This is a genomic window from Clostridium sp. TF11-13AC (assembly GCF_003481065.1).
Lineage (GTDB): Bacteria > Bacillota > Clostridia > Lachnospirales > Lachnospiraceae > Otoolea > Otoolea fessa.
Window position 1 is genome coordinate 53529 of the sequence record NZ_QUKJ01000003.1, and the last position, 15681, is coordinate 69209.

Sequence of the window (15681 nt, forward strand, 5' to 3'; positions counted from 1 at the left end):
TTTTTATTCGATATCAACGCCCAGATCGCTCATCAGCTCCGCAAACACCTTGGACATATACTCCAGTTCTCCATCATCGTCCACAAATTCGTAAGCTGCTTCTGCATCCTCCGGCTTTGATGTATCTCTCAACAGATAGCACTCTCCATCGCCGTCCTTCGTATCACTTGCCAGCAGATAGGACTCGCCATTTAACTTTGTCTCTTCCAGGACATACAGCTTCACTTCCTCGCCGTTCTCATCCCTCAGCGTGATGCTGTTTTCCATATTATTCAGTTCATCTAACATTGAATCCAGGTTTCCCATTCTATGATTCTCCTTCTATTCTTTATTTTCAATCATTGATTTTTATCACTGATAATTTATTCTTCCGCTTTTCCTTGTGCCTGTAAATCCAAATATCCCTGCAAAATCAATACTGCCGCAATCTTATCAATCACGCTCTTCCGGTTTTCCCGGCGCACTCCACTCTCGATCAGGATCTGCTCCGCCGCATTCGTCGTCAGGCGCTCGTCCCACATAACGACCGGAAGGTTCGTCCGCCGTTCCAGCATCTCTTTAAATGCCAGCGTCTTTTCAACGCGCTCTCCCAGCGTATTATTCATATTTTTAGGATACCCCAAAACAATCGTCCCAACCTCGTATTCCCGGATCAGCTCTTCAATCCGGGCGCAGGTCTGGCGAAGTTTGTTCTCATCCTTCCGTGTGATCGTCTCAATCCCCTGTGCTGTAATGCTTAACGGATCGCTGATTGCCACTCCCGTGGTCTTCGATCCAAAATCAAGCCCCATAATTCTCATATTCTATTTTCTCCATAACAAAACAAGCTGGCAGCCCGTCAGATATTGGACTGTTGTCGCCAGCTGTTTACTCTTCCGCTTTTTAATTGCCGTGCTGCATCCACTCTTTACTGAAGCTTCGTCTCAATATATACCTTCACAAGCTCTTCCAGAATTTCGTCACGCTCTACCTTCATAATCAGGCTTCTGGCACTCTTGTGGCTGGTAATATAGGTCGGATCTCCAGACATAATATATCCTACAATCTGATTGATCGGGTTGTAACCCTTCTCCGTCAGCGCTGTATATACCTGTTCCAGAACCTGGCTTGCCTCCAGCTTCTTCTCTTCCTGTACTGCTCTAAAAAACTGTGTATTGCTGATATCACCCATTTTGTCTTCACGTCCTTTTAAATACCCGCCGCGCTCTGTCACTCTGCGGATCCATGCGTGCAGGTAAACTACTCTTTTTTATTTTACTCTACTTTACCCCATTCGGCAAGTTATTTTTTATCATTATAATCATCCAGGAAATTGTACGTCCAATCGTCCTTGTGGTAACCGATCACAGTCTTTAAGTTGATATTGTGGACACTCTTAAAGATATTTTTCTCGATCACGTCGCTCTCCTTGCGGAAATGGGCGATCAATTCCTTCATCTCATCGCGCTTGGAACCACGTCCGCCTCCGCAGCTCACGCAATTTTCAGTAAAACGGCACGCGCACTGTATAAACTGCAGTCCGTTGTAATCACGCCACGCCTTGACCGCATCTTCCTTGATAAGGTACATCGGGCGGATCAGCTCCATGCCCTCGAAATTCTGGCTGTGCAGCTTCGGCATCATCGTCTCAATCTTGCCGCTGTACAGCATTCCCATGAGGATCGTCTCAATCACATCATCAAAATGATGCCCAAGCGCAATTTTATTGCAGCCCAGCGCTTTCGCCTGTGCATAGAGGTGACCGCGTCGCATTCTGGCACAAAGGTAGCACGGATTCTGTTCGATCGTCGCCACCGTGTCGAAAATATCGCTCTCAAATACCGTCAGCGGAATGCCGAGAAGTTTCGCATTGTCCTGGATGATCTTCCAGTTATCCGCATTGTAGCCCGGATTCATCACTAGAAAAACGGTTTCAAACTGGAATTTTCCATGTTTTTTCAATTCCTGGAAAAGTTTCGCCATCAGCATGGAATCCTTGCCGCCTGAGATACAGACTGCGATCTTGTCGCCCTCCTGAATCAGGTCGTAGGTGTTGAGCGCCCGCGTAAACGCCCGCCAGATCGGCTTGCGGAATTTTTTTATAATACTCTGCTCAATTCTCGCCCGTTTTTCCTCTCGATCCGCCTCGGATTCTCCGCCTACGAAGCGTGAGAGGGAGAGGCGCAGCCACGCACGGTAACCACCCTCCACATTGACCGCGTCAAATCCGTCTCCGGTCAGACGACGCACCCACTCCTGGCTCTTCTCACCGGTATGGCACATCACGTACACTGGATGCATTTTGTCTAACCTGGCTGTTTCTTCCTCATATTGCTCTTCCAGCTGGGACGCCGGGAGGCTTACCGCCCCCGGAAAAGTTCCGCGCATATACTGGTCCTGCGGGCGGATATCCACGATCGTCTTCTCCGCATCCTTTAACGCTTCCAGCTCCTCAATCGTAATCGTTTTCATTGTATATTCTCCTGTATCCGTTATCTGCAAAATCCTCTTTAAGAAAAAGAATGTAAAAAATGTGCCTACCCGTGTGCAGTAACCACAATTCTCATGAAATGAAACAAAAGCACAGGATCCGCGCTGACAGTGCTCTGCCAAACAAACGGGTCCTGTGTTTTTCTGCTGTTTTGTTACCGTTCACGCGCACGTAACCAGTCACTCATTTTCTGTTAATTATAACACTCTCCCTGCATTCTGGGAAGTCCTATTTCTATAATTAGTCTCTTATAATTAGTCTCTTAGTCCTCTGTAAAGAGTGGTGTGGAATAATAGCGGTCACCGCTGTCCGGAAGAATCGCTACGATGGTTTTCCCCTTATTTTCCGGGCGTTTTGCCAGCTCAATCGCACCATGCAGGGCTGCGCCGGAGGAAATACCGACTAAGATGCCCTCTTTGTGTGCCAGAAGTTTTGCTGCCGCAAATGCATCCTCATTCTCCGCCTCGAAAATCTCATCATAAATCTTAACGTTCAGTACATCCGGCACAAATCCGGCGCCGATACCCTGAATCTTGTGTGCGCCGCCCTTGCCTGTCTTTAATACCGGGGATGAAGCTGGCTCCAGCGCTACGACTTTCACATTCGGGTTCTGGGATTTTAAGTATTCGCCGGTACCTGTCAGAGTTCCGCCGGTACCAACACCTGCGATCAGGATATCAACCTTTCCGTCGGTATCATTCCAGATCTCCGGACCAGTGGTTGCTCTGTGAACCGCCGGATTGACCGGATTGACAAACTGACCGGCTAAGAAGCTGCCCGGTGTCTCTTTTGCCAGCTCTTCTGCCTTCTCGATCGCGCCCTTCATGCCCTTTGCACCCTCAGTCAGGACAATCTCTGCACCGTACGCTTTCAGAATGTTGCGGCGCTCCACGCTCATCGTCTCCGGCATCGTCAGGATGATGCGATATCCCTTCGCTGCTGCGATGGACGCCAGACCGATACCGGTATTGCCGGAAGTCGGCTCGATGATGACAGAACCCTCTTTCAGGACACCTCTCTTCTCTGCATCCTCAATCATGCCTTTTGCAATACGATCCTTCACGCTTCCAGCCGGGTTTAAATACTCCAATTTTACCAGAACCGTTGCTTCCAGTCCCAGCGCTTTCTCAACATTCACAACCTCAACTAACGGTGTGTTTCCTACCAGCCCCAGTGTTCCCTTATAAATGTTTGCCATGATGATTTCCTCCTAATATCTGTGATGATTTTTATATTTTTTAATTTTTATAGATTTCTATAGATTCTTCTTTTTTCCAGAACTCATTTCCAATTTGAAAAACTCGCTCCAAAAGAAGTTTAAAATGCGAAAAGAACCCATCCTCTATACACATTTCCCACCCGTCCAATCCAGCTTTTCTGCCGCCTGTCCTGCTTGTTTTTCTGTGTACGCGGATGCGCTCTTTCTATATCCTTAACCCTTATGAATAAAAAGATTCACGAAACCCGTTTTCCCCGGAAACCCCGCTTACCGAAGTCCAGCTTTCTGGTTTTCGCGTACACAAATGCGACAACAACATCGATCCATACAAATACAACCATTGCTGCAACACATCGTATTCATCCAAAAACCATTGACTGCTTTCATGATCTTCACTCCTTTTCTTTTTCCTATCAGCTTAGTAGGCATATTATCACTTTATGCAATATCTGTCAACCTTTTTTTGCCCGTTGTTACTGTTCACGCACGCGTGCCCAGTAACGGAATTTGCCGTGGCTTCGCATTTAAATACGGCAAATTCCTGCTTCCACCACGTTTTCTTACGGCACTTTCGGTTCCAAAAGTGCCTACCCGTGAACAGTAACGATTATTTGCACACTTTGTTACGTTTCTTCATGTCTTTCTTGACAAACGCAGACCGCACCTTTACAATAAAATACCGAACTGATGGGTAAAAAACGTTCAGAAACAGAGCCTGCTATTATCTAGTATAGCACAGTTGTGACTGTGAAGCTACTGACAGAATATATTACAAGGGAGTATCATATGTTAAATTCATTTTCCAGAACTGAACTTCTCCTCGGCAGGGATGCCATGGAGCGTTTATCAAAAGCACGCGTTGCCATCTTCGGCATCGGCGGAGTCGGCGGCTATGCGGTGGAGGCCCTCGCGCGCAGCGGTGTCGGCACGCTTGATCTCATCGACGATGACAAGGTCTGCTTAACCAACATCAACCGCCAGATCATCGCAACCACCTCCACCATCGGAAAGTACAAGGTTGATGTCGCTGAGGAACGCATCAAATCCATCAACCCACATGCAGTTGTCCACACCTACAAGACATTCTACATGCCGGATACCGCGAAGGAATTTGATTTTTCCCAGTATGACTACGTGATCGACGCAATCGACACCGTGACGGGAAAACTGATGCTGGTAGAACAGGCAGAGGCAAGCCACACGCCGATCATCAGCTCGATGGGTGCCGGAAACAAGCTGGATCCGGCTGCCTTTGAGGTAACTGACATTTATAAGACTTCCGTCTGCCCGCTCGCGAAGGTCATGCGGCGTGAGCTAAAAAAACGCGGAATCAAGAAACTGAAAGTGGTTTATTCGAAAGAGAAACCGTTGACTCCGGGCGATGATATGGCAATCTCCTGCCGTTCCCACTGTGTCTGCCCGCCGGGAACCGCCCGTAAATGTACCGACAGACGGCAGATTCCGGGTAGTATCTCGTTTGTACCATCAGTAGTGGGACTGATTATTGCCGGGGAGGTTATTAAGGATCTCGTCGGGGTTCATTGATTGCTTACTGGTTAATTTATTAAGTCGATATATTCTATTTATGTCATTTTTTGAAATTTTATATGTATGTAAAAAACCAATGAATCCCATCTTGGGGGGATCATTGGTTTTTTCGTTTACGGTCTTCTATTCACTTTCCAGTAAAAGCACCTCTTCATTCAGTGCCTTCGTGAAGATTCCCTTCACCGTCTTATTTTTTAATCCTTCTTCGTATGGAACGGCACCTTTGACGTACTGGCGGGTGTGTCCCATCATGTATTTGGTTCCGTCGATCTCGATCGGTTCTTCGAGAAGGATCTCTTCTTCAGTTCCAAGAAAGCGCCCGCGGTATTCTAAGGACTGCTGTTTTTCCAGTGCCAGCAGAATATCGCTGCGGACGGATTTGATTCCTTCTGGTACCTGATCCGGCATATCGGCGGCGCGGGTGCCTGCGCGGCGGGAGTATTTGAATATATGCATTTCATAGAAATGGATCGCTTTTAAGAAGCGTTCTGTTTCGGCAAATTCTTCTTCGGTCTCGCCCGGGAATCCTACGATGACATCGGTCGTGATCGCCGGATTGTCAAATTCTTCCCGCAGAATTTCACAGCACGCCTGATATTCAGCAGCGTTGTAGCGGCGGTTCATGCGCTTTAAAGTCGCGTCACAGCCACTCTGGAGTGACAGATGGAAGTGCGGGCAGATGGTCCGCAGCCTCGCCAGCTCTTTGGCAAATTCGCGGGTTACGATACGTGGTTCAAGAGAACCGAGGCGCAGGCGCTCAATGCCCGGAATCTGGTCGAGACGTTTGATTAAAGTCAGCAGATTTTCTTGCTGCTCATCCTTGAAATCGACACCATAGGAGCTTAAATGGATACCGGTCAAGACAATTTCCTTGTATCCGGCTTCCGCAATCCCGCGCACCTCGTGCTCGATGTCCTCCGGGCGGCGGCTGCGGACGCGTCCTCTCGTATATGGTATAATACAATAGCTGCAAAACTGGTTGCAGCCGTCCTGTACCTTGATAAAGGCACGCGTATGGTCAGCAATCCGGCGGATATGGAGTTCTTCGTATTCCTGTGAATGTCCGATATCCAGAATCTCACCGCTGTTTTCGTGATCTGCAAAATAATCATCCAGGATCTGTACCAGATCTTTTTTCTGGTTATTGCCGACGATCAGATCGACCGCCTCATCTTTTTTCAGCTCCGCGCCTGCTGCCTGCACATAACAGCCGACCGCCACAACAGCCGCCGACGGGTTCATTTTCTTTGCTCGATGCAGCATCTGGCGCGATTTCCGGTCGGCAACATTCGTCACGGAACACGTGTTGATAATATAAACATCCGCTCCTTCCCGGAACGGCACAATCTCATATCCTGCATCCTCTAAGAGCTGCTGCATGGCTTCCGTCTCATACGAGTTCACCTTGCAGCCCAGATTGTGGAATGCCGCTTTTCTCATTTTTATCTCCTTTAAATTGAATCCTCTCTTGACTTTTGTCAGATTACTTTGTAGTATAAAAGTATTATTGTAGATAGAGGAGGTTTTTTTCATGAAAACAGTTCGTATTTCTTTAAACTCGATCGATAAAGTTAAATCCTTCGTCAACGACTTAGCGAAGTTCGACGTAGATTTTGACCTTGTTTCCGGACGTTATGTGATTGACGCTAAATCCATCATGGGTATCTTCAGTCTGGATCTGTCTAAACCGATCGATTTAAACATCCATTCTGAGAACCAGATCGATGAGATCTTAACGACACTGGCTCCGTACATTGTATAGCAACCATTAGAACGATCGAGATGGTTCTGTTTGAAACGAAAAAAACCGCTGTTAAGCAACTCGCTTTGCAGCGGTTCTTTTTTTCATAGAGAACTGCGTCCTATGAAAAAAACACTCCGCGAGGATGCGCACTCGCGCGAAGCAAAAAACTGTCGCAAGCGACCGCGCGAGACGCCCGAATGTGCCAAGGCACATTCTTTTTTATATATGACTAGCACCGGATAACCTCAACCGTATCGATCGCCTCTTTTACCAGCGCATCTATCTTCTCTTCCAGATTGCGCTCGGATTTTTCAATCAGGTGCAGAACCGGCTTGGTAACCGGGTGTTTGGCTACGAAGATGGTGCAGCAATCTTCATACGGCTCGATCGATGTCTCGTAGGTACCAATTTTCAGAGAAATATCGACGATATCCTGTTTGTCGAAACCGATCAGCGGGCGGAAGACCGGAAGTGTGCAGACTGCATTGGTAACCGCCAGGGAATGAACCGTCTGGGATGCTACCTGACCAATGCTCTCGCCGGTGATGAGTCCGAGACAGTCGTCTTTCTTCGCCAGCTCTTCCGCGATCTTCATCATGTAGCGGCGCATGATAATCGTCAGCTCCTCATGCGGGCACTGCTCGTAGATGTAGAGCTGGATATCTGTGAAATTGACTACGTTTAATTTGATCGGACCTGCGTATTTTGCTACCTGCTTTGCCAGATCGACTACTTTCTGTTTTGCACGGTCGCTGGTGTATGGCGGCGCATGGAAATAGGTTGCCTCGATGGTAACGCCGCGTTTTGCGATCATGTATCCTGCCACCGGGCTGTCGATACCGCCGGATAAAAGCAGCATCGCGCGTCCATTGGTTCCGACCGGCATACCGCCCGGTCCCGGAATCACCAGAGAGTATACGTTGATACGTTTTGCACGCAGTTCCACATTTAAAAGAACATCCGGATTGTGTACGTCTACCTTTGTCTCCGGGAATGCGTCCAGGATGACCTCACCGAGATCGCGGTTGACTTCCTCGGAGGTATGCGGATACTGTTTGTTGGCACGGCGGGTGTTTACCTTGAACGTAAAGTGTTTATCTGGGTATGCTTTGTCCACATACTCAACAATCTTCGCTTTCAGGTCGTCATAGCCGTTGTCCTCTAACTGGACCATCGGACAGATCGCCGCAATACCGAATACCTTTTTCAGTGCGTCGATGACCTCATCGTAATCAAATTCTTCCGCTGCGGTCGCATAGATACGCCCTGCCTCCTTGGTTACGGTAAATTTTCCATCAAGACGTTTTAACGAGTGGTGGATGTGGGACACCAGCGCGTCCTCGAATACATAGCGGTTTTTACCTTTCAGGCCAATCTCCGCATATTTAATCAAAAATGTATGAAACATGGAATTCCCTTTCTACAACAGGCTGTCATTCTTCTGCTTTCCTGCAAAAAAACTGAACAGCCATTCTTTAAACAGCCATTTTATTTCATCTGGTAACGGCGCAGTACCGGAAGCAGTTCTCCCAGAACGCCGATCGCATAGTCTACTTCTTCCTCGGTATTCAGATCACCCAGACTGAACCGGATCGTCGAATCGAGAAGTTCTTTTTTCACGCCGATTCCCTTTAAAGTACCGCTGATGCCCGGATGATTGGACGAGCAGGCGGAACCGGACGATACATAAACCCCTTTGTCCTCCAGCGCATGGAGAAGTACCTCGCTGCGGACGCCCTCAAAGCTGGCGCTGACGATCTGCGGCGCGTTGGTGCGGTCCTCACTGCCGTTGATGGTGACGCCGCCGAGCGGTTTCAATCCCGCAATCAGGTGCTCCCGGAGTGTATACAGCTTTTCGATGCGTGCATCAAAATCTTTGTACGCCTCGCGTGCTGCCACGCCGAGTCCGACACACCCCGGCACATTTTCCGTACCGGAACGCATGCCCTTCTGCTGGCCGCCGCCAAACAGAATCGGGCGGATCTTGACACCGTCGCGGATATAGAGGAATCCGACGCCCTTCGGCGCATGGATCTTGTGTCCGCTGACGGAAAGCAGGTCAATTCCCTGTTTTTTCGGACGGATCTTATATTTTCCATATGCCTGGATCGCATCGACATGGAACAATGTCTTCGGATTTTTCTTCTTGATGCACTGGCTGATCGCCTCGATCGGCTCTACTGCTCCGACCTCGTTATTGACGTACATCACAGACACCAGGATCGTGTCCTCGCGGATAGCTTTTTCCAGATCCTCCAGAGAAATATGTCCCAAATGATCGACCGGAAGATAGGTCACCTCAAAGCCCATCTCCTCCAAAAATGACATCGTATTGTAGATCGACGGATGTTCCACACCGGTCGTGATAAGGTGTTTTCCGGCTCTGCGGTTTGCCAGCGCCGTGCCGATCAGCGCCGTATTGTTCGACTCTGTTCCGCCGGAAGTAAAGAGAATCTCCTTCTCCTGCACTTTCAGTGTATCCGCGATCGCCTTCTTTGCCTCGCGAATCAAATTTTCTGCTTCCACACCTTTTCTGTGCTTCGCCGCCGCGTTTCCGTAGTTGACACACATTGCATCAACGACTGCATCCTTTACGCAGTCCAGCACCTTGGTGGTCGCTGAATTATCAAAATAGGCTTCCATTTTTATCTCTATCTCCTTTGTAATTTTCCAATTACACTTCCAACTGCAGCATCAGTGCCGACAACATACACAAGCCTGCCGTCTCCGTCCGCAAAATTCTCTTTCCAAGCGTTACGATCTCCGCCCCGTTTTCCCTGGCAAGCTCGACTTCTTCGTCCTCAAAACCGCCCTCCGGACCGATGAAAACGGCGATATCCGTACCCGGCTTGACCGACGCCAGCAGTTCCCTCGTTTTCCGGATGCCGTCCGCCGACTCATATGGCAGAAGAACCATATCGTACCCGGCTACCTCTTTGACCGCCTCTTTGTAGGTCATAAGCGGCGCCACCTCCGGGATAAGGCTGCGCTTGGACTGCTTCGCGGCGCTCTCAGAAACCGCATTCCAGCGTTTTCTCTTCGCGTCCGCTTTTTTCGCATCCAGCTTGACAACCGAACGCTTCATGCTGACCGGAACCACCCGGTATGCCCCCAGCTCCACCGCCTTCTGGATGATCAGTTCCATCTTATCGCCCTTCGGAAGCCCCTGGAACAGGTGAATCCGCGCCGGAAGCTCTTTGTTTTCCCATTCTTCCAGAATCTTTGCCGAAACATACTCTGGTTCCAGTTCTTCCACGCGGCAGAAATAGTCGCCGCCCTCACGGCTGCTGATCAGGATCTCCTCGCCCGGCTTCATCCGCAGAACATTGCGGATATGGTTGACATCCGCGCCCTCAATCCGGATTTCTTCCGCCCCGATCTGGTGCGGTTCCACAAAAAAATGGTACATGATTATTTCTTCCTCGCTGTGACAGAAACCCACTCGCCCTGATGGGTGATCTCTACAATCTCAAAGGCATCGTTCGCCTCAAATGCCGCCTTGACTGCCTCTTCCTTCATATCAATAATACCCGATGTGATGAAGATACCATTTTTCTTAATATGAACCGGGATCTCTTTCTGTAGCATGATGATAACGTCTGCCAGAATGTTGGCAACCGCAATGTCGTAATACTCGTATTTTACTTCGTCCTGCACTGCCTTGTCGTCGATGATGTTGCCCTGTACGACCTTGAACTGCTCCGGTGCAATTCCGTTTGCTTCCAGATTCTCGCCAACGGCTGTGATCGCATTTTCATCCAGATCCGTTCCAAATACGTGTTTTGCGCCCAGTTTTAACGCCGTGATGCCTAAGATACCGCTTCCGGTTCCGACATCAAGCACCTCTGAATCCGGTGTCACATATTTCTCGAGCTGGCGGATGCACAGCTGCGTTGTCTCATGCATGCCCGTACCAAACGCCGTACCCGGATCGATCTGAATCAGCAGCTTGTCCTTGTGCTCCTCCGGCACTGTCTCCCAGGTCGGCTTGATGAGGATGTGATCGACCGTAAACGGTTTGAAATACTGTTTCCAGTTGTTGATCCAGTCCTTATCCTCCGTCTCGGATTCTGCAAACGTGCAGGCGCCCAGATCGGTAAACGGCTTCAATTCTTCCAGCGCCTCTTTGACTTTCGCCATCATCGCCGGGATATCATCATCCTCATCGAGATAAAAACTTACCTTCGCCACGCCCTCATCCGGCGGAAGCTCCGGCAGAATGTCGATGAACATTCCCTTCGTCTCTTTCTCGGTCAGCGGGATATTGTCCTCAATCTCAATGCCCTCGATGCCGAGTTCATCCAATGTGTAGCTGATGAGATCCACCGCCTCTGTGGTGGTCGTCAGCGTAAATTTCTTCCATTTCATGTTCGTTACCTCTCTTTATTGAAACGACTTATCAGCCAAATATTCACGTTTCATCACGCAGCTATTTTTTCATCATTTTCACTGTAAATGTGTCAAACGTTACTGTTCACAGGTAGGCACTTTTGGAACCGAAAGTGCCGTAAGAAAACGTGGTGGCAGCAGGAATTTGCCGTATTTAAATGCGAAGCCACGGCAAATTCCGTTACTGGGCACGTATGCGTGAACAGTAACTGTCAAACGGCTGAATCAGCCTAATCGTTCTAATTTCCCAATAAAATCTTCACAAACAGGATCGCCAGCACCACCAGAATCAGCGGGCGCACGATCTTCTGTCCATTTCCCAATACCAGGCCGGAACCGATATAATTTCCTAAAATACTGCAGATCGCCGCAGCCAGCCCCAGCGTGTAAATGATCTTGCCGTGAATCACAAATGTGACAAACGCCGCCACATTAGACGAAAGATTGATCGCCTTTGTCGTACCCGCCGCCTCTTTCATCGTATAGCGCGCCGCTCCTGTAAGCACCAGCAGCAGGAAAGTTCCGGTTCCCGGTCCGTAAAAACCATCATAAATACCGATGATCAGCGCGGATGCCAGCGCAATCAGGAATGATTTCCGCTCCGGCAGGGTGCCCGCCAGCGAATCATCGCCCATTTTCTTATTCCGCATAACATAAAATGCAACAATCGGAAGAATCACGATCATCATATACTGTAAAATCTTATCGCTGACTAACAGAGTCAGGTTCGAACCGATCGAAGAACCGATCAGCGCCGCCACAATAAACCAGACCACCTTCTTAAACTGTATGTAACCGTTTTTGGCAAACCGCCCGGTCGCGATTGCCGTTCCCATCATGGAACTCATTTTGTTGGTTCCGAGCGCCATATGGGTCGGAACCCCGGCGATCAGGTACGCCGGCAGTGAAATCAATCCGCCGCCCCCTGCGATCGCATCCACAAAGCCTGCCAGAAATACCATCGGGCAGACGATTATAAACTGCAGTATCGTGCAATCCATGCTACATCCTCCAAAACTTTCATGCACGCCCAAATTCTTCCTGCCGTTGCAAAACAGGTGTCAAAAAGCGCTCTGGGCATACATTTCTATTCTTATTGCAAAAACTCCGCCAGTGCATAGGTACTGACATCCAAACCATATTCGGTCAGGCGGACATGGCTATCTGTCTGGGCTGACGCTTCCAGCAATCCTTCTTTCAAAAGCCTCTCGATCACCTCGCCGTACACCGCTTCCATCGTCACGCCAAACCGACGTTCAAACTCTGCCGTCCGGACGCCGCCGGTCAGCCGCAGCCCCAAAAACATAAATTCTTCCATCCGCTCCTGACGGCTCAGTTCGTGTATTTCCTCATACTGTGCGCCCGCTGCCAGCTCTTCTTTCGTAAACGTCAGATAACGGTTCAAATCCGCCGTCACCTGAAAGCGTTTCCCGCCCGCCAGCGAGGACGCCCCCAGACCAAGCCCCAGATACTCCACGCCGGTCCAGTAACCGATGTTGTGGCGGCAGGCATAGCCCGGTCTGGCATAATTGGAAATCTCATACCGCTCATAGCCCCGCTTCGCCAGCGTTGTTTTCGTATGATGGTACATATTCCGATCTGTCTCCTCATCCGGCAGACATTTGCAGTTTTCATACTTCGTCTGTAAACGCTTTGGCATAGAGGCATAATCGCCGTATTTCTCCAGATCCGCGCACATCTCCCCGTACTCTTCATATAACGGCGTGCCTTCTTCCACAATCAGGCTGTACGCGGAAATATGTTCCGGTTCCAGGTCGCAGACGAACCGCAGCGTCTCCTGCCAGCTCTCCTCCGACTGTCCCGGAAGCGCCGACATCAGATCGACATTGATATTGTCAAATCCAGCGTCCCGCGCAGCACGAAAACTCTGTAAAAACTGCTCCCGCGTATGAATCCGCCCTAAAAGCCGCAATTCCTCCTCCGAAGCCGACTGCAACCCCAGACTCAGGCGGTTGACCCCTGCATTCCGGTAACCGGCTGCCGAATCCGGCGTCAATGTCCCCGGATTCGCCTCCATCGTGATCTCCGCATCCGGCTCTACCCGAAAGACCTGCCGGACGGCTGCCAGAATCCGCTCAATCGCCGATGGTGGAAGCAGGGACGGCGTTCCGCCGCCGATAAAGATCGTCTCCACCGTCCGCCCTGTCAGGTTTAGCCGCGGCGCCGCATTTTCAGGACACTGCCCTGCATCCTCTTCCGGAATGCTTTCAATCTCCCGGATCAGCTGATCCACATATTTTTCCCGCACGCACGCATCGGACGCAAACGAAAGAAAATCACAGTAACGGCATTTGCGGACGCAGAACGGGATGTGTATATATAATTCCATTATTCCTCGTCCAGCTTCAGGACGCTCATAAATGCCTTCTGCGGAATCTCTACGTTTCCGATCTGACGCATACGTTTCTTTCCTTCCTTCTGCTTCTCCAGAAGTTTTCTCTTTCGGGAAATATCGCCGCCGTAGCATTTTGCCAGAACGTCCTTCCGCATTGCCTTGACCGTCTCGCGGGCAATGATCTTTCCACCGACCGCCGCCTGGATTGGAATCTCAAATAAATGACGCGGAATCTCATCCTTGAGCTTCTCGCACATTTTTCTGCCGCGCTCATATGCCGAACCTTCGAATACGATGAAAGAGAGCGCGTCCACTTCCTCGCGGTTGACGAGAATATCCAGTTTTACCAGCTTGGATTCCTCGTAGCCCTTTAACTCATAATCAAACGACGCGTAACCGCGGGAGCGCGATTTCAATGCATCGAAGAAATCATAAATAATCTCATTTAACGGAAGTTCATATTTCAGCAGCGCACGGCTCGCCTCAATATACTCCATTCCCAGGTAAACGCCGCGGCGCTCCTGGCACAGCGTCATGATCGCACCGACAAACTCGGTCGTAACCATGATCTCCGCCGACACGATCGGCTCTTCCATATAGGCAATCTCGGAGGGATCCGGCAGGTTTGACGGGTTCGTCAGCTCAATCATATCGCCGTTCGTCTTGTGCACCCGGTATACAACGCCCGGCGCCGTTGTAACAAGATCCAGATTGTACTCGCGTTCCAGGCGTTCCTGGATAATATCCAGATGAAGAAGCCCCAGGAAACCACACCGGAAACCAAAGCCCAGCGCTACCGATGTCTCTGGCTCAAAATAGAGCGCTGCATCGTTGAGCTGCAATTTTTCCAGTGCATCCCGCAAATCCGGATATTTCGCACCGTCCGCCGGATAAAGACCGCAGTATACCATCGGCGTTACCTTCTTGTAACCCGGAAGCGGCTCTGCGCATGGGTTGTCCAGATCGGTGATCGTATCGCCCACGCGGGTATCCTGCACATTTTTAATACTGGCAGTCACATAACCAACCATACCGGCTGAAAGCTCTTCGCACGGAATAAACTGACCTGCGCCAAAATATCCGACCTCCACAACCTCGGCAGCCGCTCCGGTCGCCATCATTTTCATGCGTGTGCCTTTTTTGATCGTACCGTTCTTCACACGGCAGAATACGATAACGCCCTTGTAAGAATCATACAGGGAGTCGAAAATAAGCGCCTGCAGCGATGCCTCCGGATCGCCCGCCGGTGCCGGGATCTTCTGCACGATCTCCTCCAGAACTGCCTCGACATTTAAGCCGGTCTTCGCAGAAATACGCGGTGCATCTGACGCCTCCAGACCGATCACATCCTCGATCTCCGCTGCCACGCGCTCCGGATCCGCACTTGGCAGATCGATCTTATTTAACACCGGAATGACCTCCAGATCATGATCCAGCGCCAGATATACATTCGCCAGCGTCTGCGCCTCGATTCCCTGTGCCGCATCCACAACCAGAATCGCGCCGTCGCACGCCGCCAGGCTTCGGGAAACCTCGTAGTTAAAGTCCACATGTCCAGGCGTGTCGATTAGGTTAAAAATGTACTCCTGACCGTCTTTCGCCTTATATACCGTGCGGACTGCCTGCGACTTGATGGTAATACCTCTCTCCCGCTCCAGATCCATGTTATCAAGCACCTGCGCCTGCATCTCACGGCTCGTTAAAAGTCCCGTCATCTCAATAATACGATCTGCCAGCGTTGATTTGCCGTGATCGATATGTGCAATGATGCAGAAATTTCTGATTTTGCTCTGATCTATAATTGCCATCCGTTCATTCCTCTCTCTGTATCACTTTGTTTGGCAGCAAAATGTTTGCTGCGATATCTTATTTTTTATTTAAAATCATCTTTTATAATAAATAACACCTGATCTAAATGAATATACCATTTTTTCAGGTACGCCGCAAGTCCTGAA

15 protein-coding genes are annotated in these 15681 nt (G+C 49.8%); 2 read left to right on the plus strand and 13 right to left on the minus strand.

Going from position 1 to position 15681, the window contains the following annotated elements:
* Positions 1-3: 3 nt before the first annotated feature.
* From DXD12_RS07640 to cysK, 5 genes are all read right to left on the minus strand, one after another.
* A complete protein-coding gene (locus DXD12_RS07640; RefSeq protein ID WP_107001592.1) occupies positions 4-306 on the minus strand; it encodes a DUF1292 domain-containing protein in 303 nt (100 codons plus the stop codon).
* Positions 307-362: 56 nt separating this feature from the next.
* On the minus strand, positions 363-800 hold the full coding sequence (gene ruvX / locus DXD12_RS07645; protein ID WP_117795092.1) for a Holliday junction resolvase RuvX: 438 nt from the start codon (positions 798-800) through the stop codon (positions 363-365).
* A gap of 107 nt (positions 801-907) precedes the next feature.
* The gene (locus DXD12_RS07650; protein ID WP_022359731.1) at positions 908-1171 is read right to left on the minus strand and encodes an IreB family regulatory phosphoprotein; all 264 of its coding nucleotides are present in this window, start codon (positions 1169-1171) and stop codon (positions 908-910) included.
* A gap of 110 nt (positions 1172-1281) precedes the next feature.
* Entirely contained in the window at positions 1282-2451 is a 1170-nt protein-coding gene (locus DXD12_RS07655; RefSeq protein WP_118638002.1) for an ATP-binding protein, read from the minus strand.
* 281 nt (positions 2452-2732) lie between these two features.
* Positions 2733-3668, minus strand: coding sequence for a cysteine synthase A (gene cysK, locus DXD12_RS07660; RefSeq protein WP_118638004.1), 936 nt, complete (start codon positions 3666-3668; stop codon positions 2733-2735).
* Between the two features lie 807 nt (positions 3669-4475).
* On the opposite strand from cysK, the gene DXD12_RS07665 reads away from it, so the two are divergent.
* Entirely contained in the window at positions 4476-5234 is a 759-nt protein-coding gene (locus DXD12_RS07665; RefSeq protein ID WP_118467410.1) for a tRNA threonylcarbamoyladenosine dehydratase, read from the plus strand.
* Between the two features lie 126 nt (positions 5235-5360).
* Here the strand turns inward: DXD12_RS07665 and mtaB are convergent, their stop codons facing one another.
* On the minus strand, positions 5361-6677 hold the full coding sequence (gene mtaB / locus DXD12_RS07670) for a tRNA (N(6)-L-threonylcarbamoyladenosine(37)-C(2))-methylthiotransferase MtaB (protein WP_118638006.1): 1317 nt from the start codon (positions 6675-6677) through the stop codon (positions 5361-5363).
* A gap of 91 nt (positions 6678-6768) precedes the next feature.
* Here mtaB and DXD12_RS07675 point away from each other — a divergent pair, with 91 nt between their 5' ends.
* Complete coding sequence (locus DXD12_RS07675) at positions 6769-6999, plus strand: HPr family phosphocarrier protein (protein WP_022359725.1); 231 nt, start codon at positions 6769-6771, stop codon at positions 6997-6999.
* Positions 7000-7210: 211 nt separating this feature from the next.
* On the opposite strand, the gene thiI is transcribed toward DXD12_RS07675, so the two are convergent.
* From thiI to lepA, 7 genes are all read right to left on the minus strand, one after another.
* Positions 7211-8389, minus strand: coding sequence for a tRNA uracil 4-sulfurtransferase ThiI (gene thiI / locus DXD12_RS07680; protein ID WP_117795086.1), 1179 nt, complete (start codon positions 8387-8389; stop codon positions 7211-7213).
* A gap of 80 nt (positions 8390-8469) precedes the next feature.
* Positions 8470-9624, minus strand: coding sequence for a cysteine desulfurase family protein (locus tag DXD12_RS07685; RefSeq protein WP_117795084.1), 1155 nt, complete (start codon positions 9622-9624; stop codon positions 8470-8472).
* 31 nt (positions 9625-9655) lie between these two features.
* The gene (locus DXD12_RS07690; protein WP_118467406.1) at positions 9656-10390 is read right to left on the minus strand and encodes a 16S rRNA (uracil(1498)-N(3))-methyltransferase; all 735 of its coding nucleotides are present in this window, start codon (positions 10388-10390) and stop codon (positions 9656-9658) included.
* 2 nt (positions 10391-10392) lie between these two features.
* Positions 10393-11349 (minus strand): 50S ribosomal protein L11 methyltransferase, encoded by a 957-nt coding sequence (gene prmA, locus DXD12_RS07695; protein ID WP_107001601.1) that lies wholly within the window; start codon positions 11347-11349, stop codon positions 10393-10395.
* 260 nt (positions 11350-11609) lie between these two features.
* Positions 11610-12371 carry a TSUP family transporter gene (locus DXD12_RS07700; protein ID WP_107001602.1) on the minus strand — a complete coding sequence of 254 codons (762 nt, stop codon included), beginning with the start codon at positions 12369-12371 and terminating at the stop codon, positions 11610-11612.
* 92 nt (positions 12372-12463) lie between these two features.
* The gene (gene hemW / locus DXD12_RS07705) at positions 12464-13720 is read right to left on the minus strand and encodes a radical SAM family heme chaperone HemW (RefSeq protein ID WP_118638008.1); all 1257 of its coding nucleotides are present in this window, start codon (positions 13718-13720) and stop codon (positions 12464-12466) included.
* Entirely contained in the window at positions 13720-15534 is a 1815-nt protein-coding gene (gene lepA, locus DXD12_RS07710; protein WP_022359720.1) for a translation elongation factor 4, read from the minus strand. The genes hemW and lepA overlap by 1 nt, the downstream gene beginning before the upstream one ends.
* Positions 15535-15681 lie beyond the last annotated feature (147 nt).

What these genes read in the sequence shown, in the direction of transcription:
- cysK (WP_118638004.1), bottom strand. Translation starts at nt 3,668, where the DNA reads ATGGCAAACATTTATAAGGGAACACTGGGGCTGGTAGGAAACACACCG.
- hemW (WP_118638008.1), bottom strand. Translation starts at nt 13,720, where the DNA reads ATGGAATTATATATACACATCCCGTTCTGCGTCCGCAAATGCCGTTAC.
- lepA (WP_022359720.1), bottom strand. Translation starts at nt 15,534, where the DNA reads ATGGCAATTATAGATCAGAGCAAAATCAGAAATTTCTGCATCATTGCA.
- DXD12_RS07685 (WP_117795084.1), bottom strand. Translation starts at nt 9,624, where the DNA reads ATGGAAGCCTATTTTGATAATTCAGCGACCACCAAGGTGCTGGACTGC.
- DXD12_RS07655 (WP_118638002.1), bottom strand. Translation starts at nt 2,451, where the DNA reads ATGAAAACGATTACGATTGAGGAGCTGGAAGCGTTAAAGGATGCGGAG.
- prmA (WP_107001601.1), bottom strand. Translation starts at nt 11,349, where the DNA reads ATGAAATGGAAGAAATTTACGCTGACGACCACCACAGAGGCGGTGGAT.
- thiI (WP_117795086.1), bottom strand. Translation starts at nt 8,389, where the DNA reads ATGTTTCATACATTTTTGATTAAATATGCGGAGATTGGCCTGAAAGGT.
- ruvX (WP_117795092.1), bottom strand. Translation starts at nt 800, where the DNA reads ATGAGAATTATGGGGCTTGATTTTGGATCGAAGACCACGGGAGTGGCA.
- DXD12_RS07640 (WP_107001592.1), bottom strand. Translation starts at nt 306, where the DNA reads ATGGGAAACCTGGATTCAATGTTAGATGAACTGAATAATATGGAAAAC.
- DXD12_RS07700 (WP_107001602.1), bottom strand. Translation starts at nt 12,371, where the DNA reads ATGGATTGCACGATACTGCAGTTTATAATCGTCTGCCCGATGGTATTT.
- DXD12_RS07665 (WP_118467410.1), top strand. Translation starts at nt 4,476, where the DNA reads ATGTTAAATTCATTTTCCAGAACTGAACTTCTCCTCGGCAGGGATGCC.
- DXD12_RS07675 (WP_022359725.1), top strand. Translation starts at nt 6,769, where the DNA reads ATGAAAACAGTTCGTATTTCTTTAAACTCGATCGATAAAGTTAAATCC.
- DXD12_RS07650 (WP_022359731.1), bottom strand. Translation starts at nt 1,171, where the DNA reads ATGGGTGATATCAGCAATACACAGTTTTTTAGAGCAGTACAGGAAGAG.
- mtaB (WP_118638006.1), bottom strand. Translation starts at nt 6,677, where the DNA reads ATGAGAAAAGCGGCATTCCACAATCTGGGCTGCAAGGTGAACTCGTAT.
- DXD12_RS07690 (WP_118467406.1), bottom strand. Translation starts at nt 10,390, where the DNA reads ATGTACCATTTTTTTGTGGAACCGCACCAGATCGGGGCGGAAGAAATC.